Raw genomic sequence first — 19,348 nt, 5'->3', positions numbered from 1 at the left:
GGCGCTTCTGTACGCGTTTCTCACTCAGGACTTAATAACGCATATCCTCTGGTATCGGAAGATTCTTGTTCAGTGGTGCAGGTCGTTTTCCTTTGCCGCTCTTGAACGATTTAACCTGATATACATAAGCCAATACTTGAGCCACAGCCATAAATAATTTTTCAGGAATTTCGCTATTTGCTTCTGTGGTGTGGAATATTGCACGGGCTAATGGCGGCGAAGAGATAATAGGAATTCCGTGTGCGCCAGCTATCTTACGTATGTGCATGGCTAGTTCATCTGCCCCTTTGGCCACCAGAATAGGCGCTGTAGCGCCATTTTTATCGTATTTCAAGGCTACTGAGAAGTGAGTTGGGTTAGTCACCACCACATCAGCTTTAGGCACTTCTTGCATCATGCGTTTTGCTGCCGCTTGATATTGTAGTTTTCGAATTCGACTTTTAACCAGTGGATCACCTTCAGAGTTTTTGCGCTCATCTTTCACTTCTTGTTTAGTCATTTTCATTTCTTTGTCATGTTTCCAAGTCTGATATGGCACATCAAAGGCTGCGATCGGTATCAAGGCACAACACAAAAACAAAAAGGCCCATGCCAATAGCTCCATGGCGTGGAAAAGATTACGAGGATATATTTCCATATCTAAATGCAAGGCTTCGTCTTGAAAAACAATAAACGCGATGTATGCGGCGCAAGCCACTACCACAAATTTAGCAATTGCTTTTAATAACTCGACTAAACCATTGACTCCAAACATGCGTTTGAAACCGGCTAAGGGATTAATTTTACTCGCTTTGGGTTTAGTGGATTGCCAAGTGAAGTTGTATCCCCCCAGGGCTATGCTGCCGTAAATACCAGCAATCATAGCAATTAACAGGAAAAACAATACGGGGATACTGATAGTTTCAAAGGCGTATCCCCAAGCTTGAAACATATGAATAAAATCATAGCTTTCATCTCTGGAGAGTGTGAAAGTTCTTTGCATAACTTGGAATAATGCGGTGGCGATTCCTTCGCCAATTAACAAAAATGCAATGGCACTTCCCACTAACACTAGGGTAGTTGATAACTCACGGGAGCGGGCAATCTGCCCTTTCTTTCGGGTATCACCCTTCTTTTTTGCCGTGGGGTCTTCTGTTTTTTCGCTTGAATCAGCCATCTATGCCGTCCTCAATTCGCGCAAACTTGCAATAAATTACACATCAACTGCTGGGCTCTTTGCCATTGCAATTCGAAATGGTGGGTGAAGTTATCCATGGTTAACCAAATAATGAGTAGTCCCATGATTTGTGCTATTGCAAAGCCAATACTGAAAATATTCAGTTGTGGCGCGGCTTTTGTCATAACACCAAAGGCTAAGTTAACCAGTAAAAGCGAAACAATAGGTGCAAGAGAGAGTGTTACCGCAGCAACAAACATCCAACTTGCCCAATGGGCAATTTCTCTAAATTGCTCAGGTTGAAACCAAGCTTCACCAATTGGAAACGCCTCAAAACTCATAACAACCATACTGATCATCGCTAAATGGCCATCCAGAGCCCAAAAAAGCAACGTGGCTAATATTAGGTAAAACTGACCTACTGCAGGTACGTTAATGCCATTAACAGGGTCAACAATTGAGGCAAAACCTAGACCGGTTTGCATCGCAACAACTTGCCCAGCAATAACGAATGTATCCAGCATCATTGCTGAAATAAATCCAATCGCCAAACCGATAATTAATTGCTGAATAATTAACACAAAAGTGCTGACTGAAAATATCTCTGATATATCCACAGGCGGCACGACTGGCATAATAAGTAAGGTAAGAAAAAGCGTAAGTAGAGTACGAATTGGAGTGGGAACCGTTTTCGCACTAATACCCACCATAGCTGCAAACAAACCAGAGATACGCATAAATGGCAGTAACATATCTGCCATATAATCGGTGATAGTGGACGCAGCAAATTCCAAAAGGTTAACCTACAACTTCAGGTATGCGTTCAACCATGGTGAAAGTGAAATCCATTAACTTTTGCACTAACCAATGGCCTCCCCAACTCAACACTAATAAAGTCACAATTAAACGGGGTAAAAAACTCATGGTTTGTTCGTTGATAGAGGTGGCAGCTTGGAAAACTGCCACTATTAGACCGACGAATAAACTGGGTAAAATAATCGCCGAAACCAACAAAATGACCATTTGTAAGGCTTCTTTTAGTATTTCGACAAAGACTTCTGGTGCCATAGCAGTATCTCCCTAACCTAAACCAAAGCTTGTGGCCAAGGTGCCAAAAATAAGATTCCAGCCATCCACTAACACAAACAACATAAGTTTGAATGGCAGCGAAACGATCATAGGAGATAACATCATCATCCCCATTGCCATCAGGATTGATGCCACCACTAAATCTAAAATGAGAAAAGGAATAAACAACATAAAGCCAATTTGAAAGGCCGTTTTCAGCTCACTGGTCACAAACGCAGGGATTAATACATTCATCGGCACTTCTGAAGGATCATCAAACTGCCCTTGCATATCGCCCAACTGCACAAAGGTTTCTAAATCTTTGATGCGTGTTTGCGAAAGCATAAAAGCGCGCATGGGAATCTTCGCCTGTTCATAAGCCTCAAGAGAGGTCATTTCTTCATTCAGATATGGCTGCAAGGCATTTTCGTTAATTTGTTCAAAAACTGGCGCCATAATAAACATAGAAAGAAATAAACTGACGCCAATCAATATTTGATTTGAAGGCGATTGCTGAAGACCAATAGCTTGACGCAAAATTGACAGTACAATAATAATTCGCGTAAACGACGTCATCATCATAACAAACGCAGGCAACAAGCTCAGTGCAGTCATTATTGCCAGCACTTGCAACGTCATGGTGTAATCTTGTGTACCGTCTGGATTGGTAGTAATTGTTAATGCATCAACACCAGGAGCCGCTAGCGCATCCGTAGGAGCCAATAAAATGGCGCCCAACAATACCAGTAAAAATCTAATCATTGTTTTGCCCATTCTGTTTGTCAAAGCCAGGATTGATTTTACCGGCAAGTGCTTGAGTTAATTTGTCTTTAAAGCTATCGGCTGATGAATTGGTCGGTTTTTCCAGAGGCTTTTCGAGCTTTGCTAAATGGTTAATATTAGTCGCCGTTACCCCAATTAAATGCTGCTCGTCACCAACTTCGATGACCATAATTCGTTCTCGAGTGCCTGCCACCATAGATGCTACGACATGCAACTGACCATTTCCGGTTGCAGTGACATTAAACCGTCGCATTAACAACGCCAACGCAACAACTATCACGATAACCAGCAATAATGATAGAAAAATTGACACTACAGAAGTGGGGTTTGAAAGGCTTTCGACTTGCGCGAAAGCACTTTTAGAAAGGATGAAAAGTGGGCTCAGCGCAATCCAAGCCCATGTTTTATATGAGTTTTTACTACCTAAGCTTTTTAATTCTCTCGATTTGACTAATAACATCCGTTAACCGAATCCCAAATTTATCGTTGACGACTACTACCTCTCCATGAGCAATCAACGTGCCATTTACTAACACATCAAGAGGTTCGCCTGCGACTCGGTCTAATTCAACCACCGATCCTTGGTTCAATTGCAATAAATTACGGATGCTAATATGACTGCGTCCCACTTCCATAGAAATGGTTACAGGTATATCCAAAATCGTATCGAGCTTTTTCTTTTCTTTTTGAGTTATAGGCGCATCTTCAGACAATTCGTCTAATTCAGCTACCGATACTTCAGCGTCTTGATCGGCGTTTTTATCTGCACCTTCTTCTTCAGCTTGTTCAGCCATGGCTGCAGCCCAGTCGTCCATTGCATCATCTTCACTCATTGTTCTTTACCTCGTTTTTGCAGACGCTCATAAATCTTCCTCAAGTATAGAAAGTTCAGCATCACTGTCTATTCGGCGTCCGCCTTTCGTTAATAATTGCAATTCAGATTTAACTGAAGTGGGTCGTGGAATCTTTTCCGTAATTTTTACCGCTATATTGTCTCGTGAGCGGCCTAGTTTGGCCCTAAACGTGGGTAACTCCTCAATCAATACGGTTATTGTTTCAGGCATTTCAATCGGAATAATATCGCCAGGTTCAAAATCCATTAACCTTTGTAGGGAGATGTCCACATCTAACATATGGGTTGATACAGCCACTGTCACATCGAGGATTTCATCTCGAAGCGCTTTACTCCAGCGTAAATCAGTGTCTTCCTTATCACTTTGCACGCCGGCATCCAATAATTCTCGAATCGGCTCTAACATAGAGTAAGGTAACGAGACGTGAAAATCACCACCTCCCCCATCTAGCTCAATATGAAACGAACTGATCACGACCACTTCTGTGGGGCTGACGATATTAGCCATTGCCGGATTCACTTCTGAATCTAAATATTCAAAAGAAACATCCATCACAGGCGCCCATGCTTCTTTGTAATCTTCAAAAATTAATTTAAGTAACATTTGGGTTATGCGTCGTTCAGTTGGTGTGAACTCACGGCCTTCAATTTTTGCATGATAGCGACCGTCACCACCAAAAAAGTTGTCAACTAAAATGAAAACCAAACGCGCTTCCATGGTAATTAAACCAGTACCTTTGAGTGGTCTAAAACGAACCATATTTAAACTTGTAGGCACAAACAACGTATGGATATATTCACCAAACTTAATCATCTGAATACCGTTGATTGATACCTCTGCAGAGCGACGCATCATGTTGAACAAGCTCACACGCATGTGTCTTGCAAATCGCTCATTCACAATTTCCAGCGTGGGCATACGGCCACGCACAATGCGGTCTTGTGAAGAAAAGTCGTACTCAATCATCGAACCATCAGATTCGAGATCCTCTGTATCGTCTTCTTCAACGTCATCAACACCGTGGAGTAGCGCGTCAATTTCGTCTTGTGATAATAAATCGCTCAAAGTTTTGCTCGCTTAAATCAACATTTACCGATTATTGCATTACAAAGCCAGTGAATAGTACTTGTTCAACTACTTCATTACCGACTGTTTCTTTTAATACTTTTTGTACTTCTCTACCTGCTTGGTCTCTTAATGAAACTTTACCGGCCTCAGTGACTAAATCATCTGCATTTGAACTACTGAATACTTTTAACAAGGTACCTTCAATTAAAGGGACGTGCATTTTCGCCAATTCTTCGTTATCGGTTCCGCGCACCATCAATTGCACTTTTATTTGTGCTAAACGGTCTTTACCTTGTCCAGGGACATTAAACACAAATGGACGTGGCATCGCCACATACAGAGCCGTTCCTTTATTAGCAGAGGACATCGCAGCGCCATCGTCACCTGACTCTGCTGTCATTTCAGAATTAACTGCCATATCTGGCTCATCTGAACTACCAAGTAAAAAATAGGCTGCAGCACCACCGCCAATCAAGACTACAGCGATGATGATAATAATCATCATTTTGCCTTTACCGCCCTCTTCCATTTGTAACTCTTCTTCTGCCATTGTCTTCTCAGTTAAATTTGTTGTGACTATTAGGTGGATTGTATCAATAAATTGCTTTGACTGATCGATTCAAATCAAACAATCACGCATCTATTACACAAAGTAGTCTATTCCACCTAATCTGCCATGGGAAATTCGTTGCTCAATAACCTGTGACTCTTCCCCTTGCATATTCTCTTCTGCTTGATGAGTGCCAACATATTCTGAATCTTGTTGCCCCTTATCATTTTGTTCCTGTTGCACTGAAGACTGCCCAAGTTCAATACCTTGCTGTTCAAGTAGTTCTTTTAGTCTTGGTGTTGCCTGCTCAAGCACATCGCGGGCCTGTTGCGATTGCACCACAATATTGACGCTCGCGGTGTCACCAGACATGTTCAGACGCACTTTCATGGCTCCCAAGTCCGGCGGATCTAAACGAATCTCGGCTTGCAAATTGTTTTGATTCGCCATCCAGCGCACTTTTTCAGTTAACTGCTGCAAACCTTCATTGCGAGTGATATTCACCGCTTTATCAAATTGCGCTAACTGCTGACCTTGTTTAGTTTGCAAATGTTGCGCCTGATTTATATTTTCTTTCACTAATGTTTTTTCAGATACAAAATGATGCTGCAACTGTTCTATTTTGGCATTTAATTGACTCGCCAATTCTAAGCTTTGGTTAAATCGAGTCACCGATTGATCCAACACTTCTGGCACAATTGGCATTGCACCGACTTTAGTTGCAGCATCAGTTACCAATGTAGATAAATCTATTGCCGGTTGATGACCTTGCTTAATTTGCGCTTTTACCTCTTCAACCCCACTTTTAAGAGCACTGATAAAATCAGTTTTAATGCTAGTGCCAGAGGTGTCAGCTTGGTCAGTAGACGGTTTAACGTCTAACCGCTGAGCCAGATTTGCTAAGGCCGCGTCAAGTTTGTCAGAAGGTATATCGAGTAATGCACGAACACTTTTATCCAGTTGTTTACCCGAGGCTGTTAATTCTTGATTTGCAATAGTTGTAATATTTTGCGCTTGCGATGTTATTGTTTGCTCGTCACTGGGCTGAGTATTGCTATTCGCCGGCATCTTAGTGGTTGCATCTGTGACGTTTGAAACGGCCAGTAAATCTAACAGTAACTGCATATCTTCAGTGATAGCGTTATCCGTGGGCATTTCTGTGTCCGCCAGCATGTTATTTGACACCGCCCCCGCTTCTGACTCAAGTGTTAAACTTTGCTGTAATTTTTCCATGACCTTGGGATCAATCTGTTCGACAAATTCGCTAATGCGAGTTAACAGTTGATCTAAGGATTCTACTTCACCACTTTCCGTGTTTTGCTGGGATGCTTTAAACGCAGCTTGTAATTCAGTGATTAAGGTCGTCAATTTTTCCAATGTTGACTTGGTTTCTTGCTCTAGTGAAATATCGTTCCTTTCCACTTTGTTTGACTCATCGTTTGACAAATTATCGACACTCGCCAAAATCGTTTCTTGACTGCTCACTTCCAGTTCACTATTTGTGATGTTAACTTCAGATTGAACATCATCATTTACCAATTCAGAATTTTCAGTTGGTAGTAAAGCATTAAACGCCGCTAAATCGATACCTTCATCTGACTCCAATGCAGATTGATCAGTTGAGAGTTTTTCGGCTATCGAAGGGTCTAGCAACTCCCCTTCTTCTTTTACTTGCGGTTCGCCACCATCAGTCGCTTTGGCAATGCTTTTTTCCAACAATGATAACCAATCTATTAGGCTAGCTTCGTCAACCATTCCTTGTTCGGAAACAGATTCATCAAGATTACGACTATTCTGTTCAAGAGACGTTGAAACCGTATTTTCCAGATCTTTTTGTTCAGCAGAGATAAGCTCACTTTCATCTCCTGCTTTGTTCAATTTTGACTCTTCAACACCGTTAGCTTGTTCCGAATGATGCTTTGAATTAAGCCCTTTCGTTTGGCCACTTACACTAACTTGTTCTTGGACGTCTTGTACTGTTGAATCAAGACTGTCTTTAGAGCCTGAGGTTTGAGGGTTATCTGTATTCGAGCTCTGAGGTGCATGATTGGAAGATTTTTGCTCAACAGGCTTAGCGTATTCTCGCGAATCATCTTTGCTTTTTTCGCGCAGCGCATTTTTTTGATTTTCATCAACGGGCTTTATATTTTCCTGAGCAGTATGATTTTTACGAGGCTCATCAGGATAGCCATATACTCTATCGGCTTGTTTCAAATACGAACCAAACTCTTGCTGTTGATTAAAATTGTTGCCAGAATAATCATTCACCTTGGTTACCAAGGCGGCAATTTCTGATTTAGTGGTGGCAATATCTTGCATCTCTAATTCCCGTTTCAGCATTGATTTATGGCTTAAATCAATCATCTTAACTGGATACAGCAAAGAGTGTTCCAACCTGTCAAATAAGGGCTAGAAAGAACAAATTACTGATTGCGGATAAAGCGTTGGGTTGAAAGCTCGTCCATAAACAGCTGTTCAAGTTTATTATTCCTCACTTCTTGCGCTTGACGTTTTTTCTCTAACAGCATCTCCACAGCTTTGCGTTTACGCTGTTGCGCTAACCAAAGATTTTTGCGTTGTTCAGCAACTAAAACAGATTGATTATGCACTTGCATTTGTTGCTGACAGGCTCTATCTAATTTGCCAATAAATGAATGTAACTTATTAAATTTATCAATATTGAGCGCTCCTGCTCCCTTCATCTGCGTCTGACGCAAATAATCAAGGCGATAGCCTTCTAAGCTCGACAGCTTTTGCTTGTTTAACTCGGCATGTTGTTGAGCCAACTGAAAATCCTGAGCAAGACGATCTTCTTTGTCTTTTTCCCACCTTGCTACTAATTCTAACTGCCGCTGCGCCATTAGCCGTTACCCAAACCTTTTGTCAAAGACATCATCCCTTCAAGACATTCATCATAGGGCAATATTTGTTTCATGCCTTGCTGCAGGAACGTGTTGATTACGGGTTCAGCAGCTATGGCTAAATCCATTCTAGGGTCAGTTCCTTTTGTATAAGCACCGATATTGATTAGATCTTTGTTCTGTTGATAATTTGAATATACCTGTTTAATCCGACGACTCGCCATTAGGTGTTCTTCACTCACAACCATTGGCATAACACGACTGATAGAAGCTTCAATATCGATTGCCGGATAGTGACCAGCTTCGGCTAGATTTCTTGATAGTACGATATGACCATCAAGAATCGCCCGCGCTGAATCTGCAATGGGATCTTGTAAATCATCACCTTCGGTCAACACAGTGTAAAACGCAGTAATAGATCCCTGACCTTCTTTACCGTTTCCGGCCCTTTCCACTAATGCAGGCAACCTGGCAAATACTGAGGGTGGATACCCTTTGGTTGCTGGCGGCTCACCAACCGCTAAGGCAATTTCACGTTGCGCCATTGCGTATCGGGTTAATGAATCGATTAGCAGCAGCACATTAAGGCCTTTATCTTGAAAATATTCAGCGATAGCCACCGCGGTTTCGCAACCTTTAAGTCGCATTAATGGTGAAGTGTCTGCAGGAGACGCCACAACCACTGACTTTTGCCTTTCTTGATCACCTAAAATATCTTGAATAAATTCTTTTACTTCGCGGCCACGTTCACCCACTAACCCAACTACCACAACATCGGCTGAGGTGCCGCGAGTCATCATCCCCAACAACACACTTTTGCCTACACCACTACCTGCAAACAATCCCATTCTTTGGCCTTCACCAACGGTAATCATTGAGTTAATCGCGCGAACGCCAACATCCAAAGGGTTAGTGATAGGTTTACGGGATAAGGGGTTGATGGGTGCTTTGCTCAGTGGAACTCGTTTTTCTGCTTTAATCGCACCAAGGCCGTCTAATGGTTGACCATTACCATCAACTACACGTCCTAACAAAGACATGCCAACAGGCAAACCAGGCTCGCGATTGAGTGGTTCTACACGGGAGCCAGGCACTATCCCTTTAACCGCTTCGGTAGGCATAAGATAAGTGATGTGTTCCGCAAACCCGACGACTTCAGCTTCAATCTGTCCGTCTACTGTTTTAACTAAACATTGACTTCCCACTGGCATTTGACAGCCAACCGCTTCTAGCGTTAAGCCTATGCCTCTGACTAATTTACCAGATGCAACAGTATGCGCTTCAGGGATTTGGCTTTGCAGTGATTTAATTCGATTAAGCAGCTGTTGTGACATGGTTTAGGACTCACTTTCAATATCGCTAAGTCCCTGCTCAAGCAAAAATTTATTCAGCACGTCCTTCACTCTTCGTTCAATTGAAGCATCAACTGCGTTATTTTGTGTGCTGATATCACAGCCTCCTCTCGACATATTCTGGTTTTCCACAAATACCCAAGCGTTTTTTTCTATTTGTTCAGGAGTATAGCGTTCTTTGACCAGCTCGATATCGCCAGGATGCATGTGAATTTGATATTGAGATTCATGGATAGGAAGTGCTTTTAAGCCTTCGTTTAAAGCGTTAAATAGAATTTCTGGATTAGTTTGTACTTCTGTGCGAATAACTGATTTTGCCAAGGAAACGGCCAGTTTGACTAACTCCGACTGCAACACCTCTTCAACTTGGGAAACCGGTTGATGTAACTGCTCCATCAACCCATGCCAAGACTCTATTTGCGACTCAACTTGTTCTTTTCCTTCGACCAGACCTTGCTCTTTACCTTCTTGCAGACCTTGTTCTTTACCTTCTTGCAGGCCTAACTCTTTACCATCATTATAACCTGCTTGATGACCTTCTTTTTTCCCTTGTTCAAAACCTTCTTGATAAGCAGACTCGCGGATTTGCTCGATTTCTTGGGCCGTAGGAGGCAAGACATCTTCTTCCACCTCCGGAGGTTCATATTTCCAGGTTGACTGTCGATTAAATACGTTGGTTTTGCTGGGATTGGCATCAAATGTTTCTTCTAAGACAGGCAATTCCCAAGCGGCAATGTCGTCATCACTTAAGTCTTTATCACTGTTATCTTTTTCAGTCACATTTTTATCCGTCACAAAAAAGCTCGTTTAATAATAGGTGCCATTATAGGAATTCTTCCCCGCCGCCACCGCCAAGCATAATTTCTCCGGAATCAGCCAATCTTCTGGCCACCGATAAAATTTCTTTTTGCGCTGTCTCTACTTCACTAATACGAACAGGACCAAGCGCTTCTAAATCATCAATCAGCATTTCTGCAGCTCGTTTGGACATATTCTTAGTGATTTTATTTTTCAGTTCTTCATCGGCGCCTTTAATCGCTTTGAGCAATGAATCTTGTTGCACTTCACGCAGTATTGCCTGAATTGCGCGATCATCCACATCAGCTAAGTTATCAAAGACAAACATTAAGTCTTGGATTTGCTGACTCATTTCCTCATCTTGCTCGCGTATTGCGTCCATCAACTGACCTTCGATATTGGTATCAAGGTAATTCATGATATCTGCTGCAGATTTCAAGCCGCCCATTTTAGCCGCTTGCGTACCCGCTTGACCGGCAAATTGTTTTTCCATAATTTCATTTAATTCTTGCAAGGCTGCTGGTTGCACTTCTTCAAGATTGGCCACCCGCATCATCAGATCTAAACGTACTTTTTCTGGGAATTGCGACAATATCTCTGCGGATTGTTCCGCATCTAAGTAAGACATGACGATGGTTTGAATTTGAGGATGTTCATTTCGGATGATACTGGCAACTTGCTTAGAATCCATCCACTTAAGGGAGTCGAGACCTTTCGCGCCACTTCCCATCAGAATCTGATCAATAAGATTAGCCGCTTTATCTTCACCTAGCGCAGCAGTCAACGCACGTTTCACAAAGTCTTGGCTTTGGAAACCGATAGTGCTGTAATTTTGAATCTCTTCGATAAAATGTTTATGCACGGCCGTGATTTTAGGCTGCGTCATATCATCGATTTGCGCCATTGCTTGACCCAAACGCTGTACTTGTTTGGGCTCTAAATGTTTAAGAATTTGTGCGGCATCCTCTTCTGATAAACTCAAAAGTAAAATTGCAGCTTTATCTACACCTTCTAATTTTCCAACGTCATATCCGCTGGATTCAGTCAACTCTTCATCAGGCATGTTCAATCCTACTCATCTTGCATCAACCAGCCTTTTACTACCTGAGCTGATAATTCCGGTTCATTGGCAACTAAGGCGCGAACCGCTTTTAATACGTCTTCATCTTTGTGTAAATCAGGCAACATCAAAGAACCGTCTGCAGCAAAACCAACCTGCCCCTCATCAAATTCCTGAGATAACATACTAATGGTTTCATCACCTAAGTCTAGCGCGCTATCAACATCAAAGTCTTCGCTTTCAGTGGTGTCTTGAGGATTAATTAAACGACTTAACATCGGTCTAACTAAGGCAAATATCAAGACGATGATAATTAGCGCTCCGGCAGCTACTTTTACCGTTTGCGCAAACCATTCCTCTTTGTAATAAGGAACCTCAACTGGCACATAATCGTCGTCTCTACTAAAGGGGATACTCACCACTTCCAACGAATCACCACGGGTAACATCAAATCCAATTCCACCTTGTAATAAACGGCGAATATTAAGTAATTCCTGTTGTGCTCTAGGTGAGATTGACTCAGTGCCATCTTCTGCCACTTCAGTAATATAATCCACTGCAACCGAAACACTCAATCGTTTAATAAAGCCAGTCTGCTGCTTGGTATGACTAATTGTAGTATCTAACTCGTAATTTCGCGTTTCTTCCTTAGAATTTCTACCCGGTAATGTCGTTTGCGAATTACTACCAGTGGCATTTTCAGGAATTGTCGAATCTAAAGGCGGTTGGTTCGTTAATGCTCCAGGTATACCTGCGATTGCTCCGCCTATGCTGTTCTCTTCCACCAGCATTTCACTGCGTATTGCCGGCAAATCTGGGTTATATCGGCGCTGGGTCTGTTCAACAGCGGTGAAGTCCATGGTTACGTCAGCTTGCGCTGTGTAATTTCCTAAGCCCAATACTGGGATCAAGATAGAATCAATTTTTTCTAAATAGGCATTCTCGCGCTGTTTCTCTAACTCATATTCTTTTCTTGAGCGCGCAGATGCTGCATCTTGAGAACCGGAGTTGAGTAATCGGCCATTACTATCTGTGACCGTAACTCGGCTTGGTTCCATACCTTGAACGGCTGAACCAACAATATCAATAATCGCGTCGACTTCTTCATTTGATAAACTAGAACCTCGCCCAGAGGTAACAACAACAGTTGCACTGGCTTTTTTCTCACGTCGCGCAAAAACGTTTTCAACCGGTAAAGCTAGTAACACTTTTGCCCGTTTAACCCCATTTATTTCCTCAATAGTTCGCGCTATTTGTTGTTCTCTGGCGTGTTTTAAACGTTCTTTTTCAACCCGTTGTGAAACCCCAAATCCCATGTCTTGCATGATAATGTCTGCACCAGAGTTTTCAGAAGAAGAAGAAAGCCCCTGACGAGTCATATTTAGTTTTATATTTTTGTAATCGCTTTCTAAAACTTTAACGACATTACCCTCAAGAATATAATCTGGATAATTTTGATCAAGATAATCAAGGGTCTCGATAAGCTCTTGGGTGTCCATTTTGCCCAATGGGCGGTAAGTAGGTTCTTGCGCCCAAATGACAATAAAAATAGCAATGGCGATACAAATTACCAGAGCAATCACTATGGTTACTTGGCGCATTAAATCTACGCTACCTAATGCGTCCATGAAACCAGATTTATGCTCTAGTTCTGTGGAGTCTGAATAATTATCATTGTCACTAAGTGCAAGCTCAGTGCTAGTTGCCTCGGCCACGAGTTATCCTCTTGCTATGTTAAACTGGCATGTTCATGATTTGCTTGTAAGCTTCTAGCACTTTGTTTCGTACTTGTACTGTAGCTTCAAAAGCAATACTGGATTTTTCTTTAGTCAACATGACGTCAGCTAAACTCATATTCGGATCCCCCATCTCAAATGCCTCTTGTTTGCCTTTGGCATCGAGTTGCATATCATTAACTGTGTTAATAGCCTGACCTAGCATCTCGGCAAAATTATGGGAGGAAGGATTGGTGCCAGGAAGCTGGGCAACATCCATTTGTGCATTTGACGCCATTGCCTGCATTTCTTGATATAAAGATTGTGCTTTGATTTCCATGTGTCGCTCCAGTGGTATAATCAATAGGCTTTGCGAGAGTCAAAAAAATGCGGCAAAGCGATAGTTTTTTAAACGTATAGCATAACTAAGCAATCTCAATGCCAACCTTTATTTACAATAAATATCAATGAGTTACAAATTTTGTCATTTTATTGACGGAGCCACTTGCTTTAAGTGTGATGGGGGTAGGATGGAAGTCATGCGGAATTCCCCCCGTAAAAACCATAAAAAATAGCCGTTGGAGAAACGGCTATTGTGAAAACGTGGGATAATTAAGCGGGTAGCTCTATTCCTACCTCGCGCATACGCGCCAATTTATATCGCAAGGTTCTGGGACTAATACCCAATCTTTCAGCTACATCTTTACGACGACCGTTGCAGGATTGCAAAGTGTCTAAAATGATTTGGTGTTCTTGATGACGCAGTTCACTACCTAATTTACTATCATCAACTTCATTTTGACTTGATTGGTCACTAACAAGTGTCTGGCCTGTCTCGATTTCAATCATCAAGTCATTAGCATCAATTGTTTCTCCATCGGATAAGATAAGTGCGCGCTGAATTACGTTCTCTAATTCTCTCACGTTGCCAGGCCATGCATGCTGCATCAACTTACTTCGCGCAGAAGCGGTTAAACTAGGAGCAGCCTGTTTACCATTATAGTGTCGTTCTATCATGTGCTCGGCCAAAGGCACTATGTCCCCTGCTCGCTTATCCAACGGGTGCCACATCAATGGAAAAACATTTAATCGATAGTACAAATCTTCTCTAAATTTTCCGTCACTAACCACTTGTTTTAAATCGCGGTTACTAGTGGCAATTACGCGTACATCCAATGCAATGGTTTTACGGCCACCTAGTCTCTCAACTTCTTTTTCCTGCAATACACGCAATAGCTTCGCTTGTAGTGCTAAATCCATTTCCGTGATTTCATCTAATAAAATACTACCACCTTGGGCCAGTTCAAACTTACCTGGCGAGGCTTGAAATGCGCCGGTAAAGGCACCTTTTTCATAACCAAATAAAGTCGCTTCCAACATATTCTCTGGTATCGCAGCACAATTAATTGCTACAAACGGCTGGTCTTTGCGACTAGATTGATCATGGATATAACGGGCCAATACTTCCTTACCTGATCCACTCGGTCCCAATACCATTACAGTGGCATCAGAGGTAGCGACTTTCTTAGCAAGATTAAGCAAGTTAATACTTAGTGGATCAGCAGCAATAGGATCGCGAGACTCCACCTGCTGAGCAGGTGCATATCGCCCAACCAAATTTAGCAACACTTCAGGACTAAATGGTTTTGATAAATAATCGGTAGCGCCATCACGCATGGCTTGAACCGCATCATCAATAGTGGCGTACGCTGTCATAAGCAAAGTAGGTAAACTGGGAAACTTGTTTTTAATACTGCGCAGTAATGAAAGACCACTCATCTCACCCATTTGAATATCGCTAACCACTAAGTCAACTTTATGTGAGCTGAGTTTGACCATCGCTTGTTCAGCCGAGTTTGCCTCTATCACTTCATAACCGCCAAGTAATAAGGTGTCGACTAATGCCTCTCTTAACCCGGCATCATCTTCTACAATTAATATGCTGGTTTGACTCACGATTTCTCTCCCAAAGCCTGTTTAGTTGTCTGGCTTGATTTAATGGTTGGAAGCATGAGACTAAAACATGCTCCTGCGCCTGGCATATTTGAAACAGTCACCGAACCACCGTGGGATTTAGCCACTGTGGCAACTACCGAAAGTCCCAAACCTGTACCATGGCTTTTTGACGTATAAAAAGGTTCAAAAACTCGATTTAGACTTTGTGGATTTATGCCGGGGCCGTTATCTTGGATTTGTAAACTCACTTGCTGACTATCGCTCAAACAGCTAATAGTTATCTGGCAATCTTCAGGCTGCTCTTGAATCGCATTGTGTACAATATTTTGTAGCGCACCTATAAGTGCGGGCTTGTTACCTAAAATTGTTAATTGTGGATCGATATCTTTCACGCTCAACTGTGCGTTTGCTTGCTGAACCATGTTTTCTGATGAAACCAATAATTCAGACATCAATTCTGCTACAGAGATGTTTTGAACGACTTGCTCTTCGCCACTTTTAGCAAACAACAACATGTCATTTACCTGACCTTCTAAGTCTTTCAACCTGAGCATTAACTTTTCACTAAAACGCTCTCGCGCACTATCACTAAGTTGGTTACTTGCTAAATTAGAAGCGTATAAAATGGCTGCCGACAGAGGTGTACGTATTTGATGCACGATCGAAGCCACGGTTTTGCCCAACGAAGATAAGCGTTGCATATGGCTAATGCGCTGCTGCAACTGTCTGGTTTCAGTCAAATCGGTTAAAACTATGAGCTGTCCAGGTTCGGCTGTTAATGGCGTGATTGATAATTTAACCTTTCTACCATCATGTAATGAGACTTCATGACCATCGTCGGCTTGAGGTTTAAACGACCGGGCAATAATTTTTCGCCAAGCTTGCCCTTCTAAAGGCTCTCCTAACAACGCTTTGGCTAAGGCATTAGCTTGTTTTACCTGACCTTGTCCATTAATTACGACAACGCCAGCCGGCATTACCTGTAAAAGGTGTTCAAGCCGAGTGGCTTGGCTTTTCAACTGTTCGAATTCTTGTTTCGACACTTCAGTAGTAGATAAATTCAGCGGTTGAGGTGCAGCTAAACAAGGGTCAAGCTCACGTGAATGAGACGATGATGTACTGCGAACTTGGTTTTGGTCGTCTTCATACGATATGTTGAATACACTGCTTAGCGCCATAATGTCCTCACGTCAAAAATATTACATATAGTGAGTATTTAGCATATCGCATGCCAATTATTTTACTCTTAATATCAAAGAGTTAAATGATTTTAGAAGAAATATTAAACGTCAACAAAATGACGGGAGGGAGTTTTATCAAAAAATAGCGCAATTAATGTATCAATTAAAACATCGCGTTAGTCGCGAACAATTCCGTATTTACGCATTTTCTCAACCAGAGTTGTACGGCGCATCCCCAAGACTTCAGCGGCTCTTGCAACAACACCATCTTGCTGATCAAGCGCTTGATTTATCATACTGATTTCCAATTCAGATAAATATTCTTTGAGGTTCATACCATCTGATGGCAAAGCTGAGTTGGTATGTAACTCACCATTTTGAACTTGTTCGCTATTATCATCGGAATCAACCAATTCATCATCGCTGTCATTTGTATCGTTAAATAATGCGATTATAGCTTCACGTTCTAACAACTCTTCAGGGTAGTCAGGTTCGAAGTTATCACCATCTGTATACTGATATTTAGTTGGTAAATCGGTGACATCAACCACTTGATTGGGGAACAAAATGAGCAATCTTTCCACTAAATTGGAAAGCTCACGGACGTTTCCAGGCCAAAGGTGCTCTACCAGTGAATTGATTGCACTTTCGGTAAAACGCAGTGATTTCTCATTTTCTTGTTCCAATCGCGAGACCAGTTCTTGCAATAATAATGGAATATCTTCTTTGCGCTCTCTTAATGCCGGGCTTTCGATAGGGAAAACATTTAAACGATAATATAAATCTTCTCGAAAAGAGCCTTCAGCGATCATCGTTTCTAGCTCTCGGTGGGTAGCAGCAACAATGCGAACATCACATTTTATGGGTTTATTTCCCCCTACTCGTTCATATTGTCGTTCTTGCAAAACACGTAACAATTTAACTTGCATTTGCAAAGGCATATCACCAATTTCATCTAAAAATAAAGTGCCACCTTCGGCAAGTTCAAAACGACCTTTGCGAGAGTTGATAGCGCCAGTGAACGCGCCTTTTTCATGGCCAAACAACTCACTTTCTAAAAGTTCAGCGGGAATCGCTCCGCAATTGACAGGTATAAAAGGCCCATTATTTCTATTCGACATAAAATGTAGATTACGGGCGATAACTTCTTTGCCAGTTCCGGATTCACCTAACACCAGCACATTCGCATCAGAGCTTGATACTTGCTCGATTAAGTGACGTACATTTTGAATTTCATCACTTTTGCCAACCAAGCTGCGAAATAATTTAGTTTTACTTGTATTTGCGGTCTTTGCAGGTCTTTTGCGCAAGTATTCCTGACAACGATGTAACATCTGAGTCAAAACGGGATATGTTACGGGTTCAACTAACTGTCCGACGATATTAGCTCGGAACTCTGCATCACCATCAACGGCTGAATTGCCAATAACAATGAAGGGCTGGGCTGGAAATTTACTGACTACGTCATCAGTAAGTTCTGGCGACTCAAAGTCGATGATGACAGCTTCAAAACTGTCTTGTTTTTTCAACGAAGAGATAGCTTGGGAAAACGGTACAATCGCACAATGCTCGCCTAAGAAAGACAAGATAGTTTTGAGATTATTGGCGCGCGTCATTTGCTCGCTGATAATCAGAATAGTGCTCATCCTTTCCCCAACTTTGTTATTTTTATTGTTTTTATTCAAGCGCGTGTTAATTCCAAGTAAATGTTTGCCAAGCTTTTCTATTCAAAATAGGCATCCGAAGATAACTATATTGAACATTCTGTCTAATCAAAGATTAGCGTATATTTTTACTCGTGTCAGCAAAGCATAAAATGAAACTTAAACACACTTATAAATGTTCACTTGATTTTAAACATTCGTTGTCGGATAGCAACAATCAATTTTTATGTTTATGAATAAAATCAGTTAATTGAACAAAATAAAAGCAGCCTAAGCTGCTTTAATGTGGTTATTGCGGTTTTCAAATAAACAAAACCATTTTTACCTGAATTAACTCAAAAGAGACAACACCTGACCTTGTTGCTGATTAGCTTGAGATTGCACAGATAACGAGGCCTGACTTTGAATTCCAGTGGCAATACTATCTGCTGTCGCTTGGGCATAATCGGTATCTTGAAGTCGACTTCTAGCAGCTGAAACGTTGACATCGGCTTGGCTTAAGTTTCGAGCCGCACTTGCAAATTGATTTTGCGTCGCACCTAAATCCGCTCTAGCACCACCAACAAACTCCAATGCATTATCCGCAATTTCTAAAGCCTCTTCAGCTCCAGCAGACGTGGATACATCGATATTCAATACATCATCAAGTTGTGCGGCAACATCTTGAGTTCCAACACCAATACGTTGGCCTGAATTAGCCCCCACTTGAAAATCAATATTACCTTCTTCTGACAACAAAGGCTTTCCACCAAAATTGGTTTGCTCAATGGTTTGGGTTATGTTGCTTTGTAATTGAGAAATTTCGGATTGCAGCGCTTCTCTATCTGAGTCACTCAAAATGCCATTACCAGCCTGAACAGACAATTCACGGATTCGATTTACATCAGTGTTAATCCCCGACAAGCCGCCTTCGGCAACTTGAGATAAGGAAACACCATCATAGGCATTGGAGATAGCTTGTCGATTCCCCTCTACTTGAGTGGTTAATCGATCAATAATCTGTTGCGCAGCAGAATCATCGGCAGCACTATTCACTCGCTTACCGGAAGCCAGCTTTTCAAACAAGGTTTCTTGTTTCTGCTGTAACTGCTGTAAAATTGATGAATTGTTGCTTGAATCAATATTAATCATAAATTTATCCTCTAACACCTCCCCTTGAGGATAGCAAAATATTGCCGATAAAGTAAGCAACCGACAATAAACACAGTCTAAACTAAGTATTAAAATTCATAACTATGTATAAATATCTATCATGAAAATGCAATTCAAGTAAACTCAATTG

The 19,348-nt window shown here is 41.8% G+C and carries 19 protein-coding genes; all 19 read right to left on the bottom strand.

Going from position 1 to position 19,348, the window contains the following annotated elements:
* Positions 1 to 31 precede the first annotated feature (31 nt).
* The 19 genes from flhB to Q4567_RS01460 all read right to left on the bottom strand — a co-directional run bounded on the left by flhB (position 32) and on the right by Q4567_RS01460 (position 19,197).
* Positions 32 to 1,156 carry a flagellar biosynthesis protein FlhB gene (flhB, locus tag Q4567_RS01550; RefSeq protein WP_216048300.1) on the bottom strand — a complete coding sequence of 375 codons (1,125 nt, stop codon included), beginning with the start codon at positions 1,154 to 1,156 and terminating at the stop codon, positions 32 to 34.
* Positions 1,157 to 1,167: 11 nt separating this feature from the next.
* Entirely contained in the window at positions 1,168 to 1,950 is a 783-nt protein-coding gene (gene fliR, locus Q4567_RS01545; protein ID WP_216048299.1) for a flagellar biosynthetic protein FliR, read from the bottom strand.
* A gap of 4 nt (positions 1,951 to 1,954) precedes the next feature.
* Complete coding sequence (gene fliQ / locus Q4567_RS01540) at positions 1,955 to 2,224, bottom strand: flagellar biosynthesis protein FliQ (protein WP_216048298.1); 270 nt, start codon at positions 2,222 to 2,224, stop codon at positions 1,955 to 1,957.
* A gap of 12 nt (positions 2,225 to 2,236) precedes the next feature.
* The gene (fliP, locus tag Q4567_RS01535; RefSeq protein WP_216048297.1) at positions 2,237 to 2,986 is read right to left on the bottom strand and encodes a flagellar type III secretion system pore protein FliP; all 750 of its coding nucleotides are present in this window, start codon (positions 2,984 to 2,986) and stop codon (positions 2,237 to 2,239) included.
* Positions 2,979 to 3,392, bottom strand: a complete 414-nt coding sequence (fliO, locus tag Q4567_RS01530; protein ID WP_252729157.1) for a flagellar biosynthetic protein FliO — start codon at positions 3,390 to 3,392, stop codon at positions 2,979 to 2,981. Before fliO ends, fliP begins: the two co-directional genes overlap by 8 nt.
* Before the next feature lie 34 nt (positions 3,393 to 3,426).
* Positions 3,427 to 3,840 (bottom strand): flagellar motor switch protein FliN, encoded by a 414-nt coding sequence (gene fliN, locus Q4567_RS01525; RefSeq protein ID WP_216048295.1) that lies wholly within the window; start codon positions 3,838 to 3,840, stop codon positions 3,427 to 3,429.
* A gap of 27 nt (positions 3,841 to 3,867) precedes the next feature.
* Positions 3,868 to 4,926 carry a flagellar motor switch protein FliM gene (gene fliM / locus Q4567_RS01520; protein ID WP_216048294.1) on the bottom strand — a complete coding sequence of 353 codons (1,059 nt, stop codon included), beginning with the start codon at positions 4,924 to 4,926 and terminating at the stop codon, positions 3,868 to 3,870.
* Between the two features lie 31 nt (positions 4,927 to 4,957).
* Complete coding sequence (gene fliL / locus Q4567_RS01515; protein ID WP_216048293.1) at positions 4,958 to 5,479, bottom strand: flagellar basal body-associated protein FliL; 522 nt, start codon at positions 5,477 to 5,479, stop codon at positions 4,958 to 4,960.
* A 93-nt stretch (positions 5,480 to 5,572) separates the two neighbouring features.
* Positions 5,573 to 7,861, bottom strand: coding sequence for a flagellar hook-length control protein FliK (locus tag Q4567_RS01510; RefSeq protein ID WP_303499087.1), 2,289 nt, complete (start codon positions 7,859 to 7,861; stop codon positions 5,573 to 5,575).
* Between the two features lie 41 nt (positions 7,862 to 7,902).
* On the bottom strand, positions 7,903 to 8,340 hold the full coding sequence (fliJ, locus tag Q4567_RS01505) for a flagellar export protein FliJ (protein ID WP_216048291.1): 438 nt from the start codon (positions 8,338 to 8,340) through the stop codon (positions 7,903 to 7,905).
* On the bottom strand, positions 8,340 to 9,674 hold the full coding sequence (gene fliI / locus Q4567_RS01500; RefSeq protein WP_303499085.1) for a flagellar protein export ATPase FliI: 1,335 nt from the start codon (positions 9,672 to 9,674) through the stop codon (positions 8,340 to 8,342). Before fliI ends, fliJ begins: the two co-directional genes overlap by 1 nt.
* Before the next feature lie 3 nt (positions 9,675 to 9,677).
* Positions 9,678 to 10,487: a flagellar assembly protein FliH gene (gene fliH / locus Q4567_RS01495; protein WP_303499084.1), complete on the bottom strand. Its 810-nt coding sequence runs from the start codon at positions 10,485 to 10,487 to the stop codon at positions 9,678 to 9,680.
* Between the two features lie 28 nt (positions 10,488 to 10,515).
* Positions 10,516 to 11,553: a flagellar motor switch protein FliG gene (gene fliG, locus Q4567_RS01490; protein WP_216048289.1), complete on the bottom strand. Its 1,038-nt coding sequence runs from the start codon at positions 11,551 to 11,553 to the stop codon at positions 10,516 to 10,518.
* 8 nt (positions 11,554 to 11,561) lie between these two features.
* Positions 11,562 to 13,265: a flagellar basal-body MS-ring/collar protein FliF gene (gene fliF / locus Q4567_RS01485; RefSeq protein ID WP_216048288.1), complete on the bottom strand. Its 1,704-nt coding sequence runs from the start codon at positions 13,263 to 13,265 to the stop codon at positions 11,562 to 11,564.
* A gap of 19 nt (positions 13,266 to 13,284) precedes the next feature.
* Positions 13,285 to 13,605 (bottom strand): flagellar hook-basal body complex protein FliE, encoded by a 321-nt coding sequence (gene fliE, locus Q4567_RS01480; protein ID WP_216048287.1) that lies wholly within the window; start codon positions 13,603 to 13,605, stop codon positions 13,285 to 13,287.
* Between the two features lie 272 nt (positions 13,606 to 13,877).
* Complete coding sequence (locus tag Q4567_RS01475) at positions 13,878 to 15,221, bottom strand: sigma-54 dependent transcriptional regulator (protein ID WP_216048286.1); 1,344 nt, start codon at positions 15,219 to 15,221, stop codon at positions 13,878 to 13,880.
* Positions 15,218 to 16,399, bottom strand: a complete 1,182-nt coding sequence (locus tag Q4567_RS01470; protein WP_216048285.1) for a PAS domain-containing sensor histidine kinase — start codon at positions 16,397 to 16,399, stop codon at positions 15,218 to 15,220. The genes Q4567_RS01475 and Q4567_RS01470 overlap by 4 nt, the downstream gene beginning before the upstream one ends.
* Before the next feature lie 179 nt (positions 16,400 to 16,578).
* Positions 16,579 to 18,048 carry a sigma-54 dependent transcriptional regulator gene (locus Q4567_RS01465; RefSeq protein WP_216048284.1) on the bottom strand — a complete coding sequence of 490 codons (1,470 nt, stop codon included), beginning with the start codon at positions 18,046 to 18,048 and terminating at the stop codon, positions 16,579 to 16,581.
* Between the two features lie 348 nt (positions 18,049 to 18,396).
* Complete coding sequence (locus Q4567_RS01460; protein ID WP_216048283.1) at positions 18,397 to 19,197, bottom strand: flagellin; 801 nt, start codon at positions 19,195 to 19,197, stop codon at positions 18,397 to 18,399.
* Positions 19,198 to 19,348: the final 151 nt, after the last annotated feature.

Origin of the sequence: Aliiglaciecola sp. 2_MG-2023, assembly GCF_030548145.1 — a bacterium.
Taxonomy (GTDB): Bacteria; Pseudomonadota; Gammaproteobacteria; order Enterobacterales; family Alteromonadaceae; genus Aliiglaciecola; species Aliiglaciecola lipolytica_A.
The sequence above is the reverse complement of the archived record's forward strand: the minus strand, read 5'-3'. Positions and strand labels throughout refer to the sequence as shown.